This is a genomic window from Paraburkholderia sp. SIMBA_054 (assembly GCF_046534875.1).
Classification (GTDB): Bacteria; Pseudomonadota; Gammaproteobacteria; order Burkholderiales; family Burkholderiaceae; genus Paraburkholderia; species Paraburkholderia hospita.
In genome coordinates, this window is record NZ_JAWRXV010000523.1 from 1 (window position 1) to 299 (window position 299).

Sequence of the window (299 nt, forward strand, 5' to 3'; positions counted from 1 at the left end):
CGCGGCATTGCAGTACGTATCAACAGCGAACTTCGTTTGAGCTTGTACTCAACGGGGAGCCCTTGTAGCGTGTTAGGTACTTTATGTTGGACCTGGTATCCTGGCGGTATGAAAAGAGCAAACCGCAAAGGCTACCCGACTGATGTATCCGACGAAGAGTGGAGCTTCGCTGCACCCTATCTGACGCTGATGGACGTCGGCGCGCCACAGCGCAAATATGAACTGCGCGACATGTTCAATGCGTTACGCTGGATTGCGCGGGCCGGCGCGCCCTGGCGGATGCTGCCCAATGACTTTCC

General features: G+C 56.2%; 1 protein-coding gene. It reads left to right on the forward strand.

All coding sequences use genetic code 11. The annotated features are described in order from the left end of the window. Positions 1–108 precede the first annotated feature (108 nt). Positions 109–299, forward strand: a 191-nt coding sequence (locus tag SB822_RS56180; protein ID WP_410858988.1) for a transposase, incomplete at its 3' end; no start/stop codon positions are given.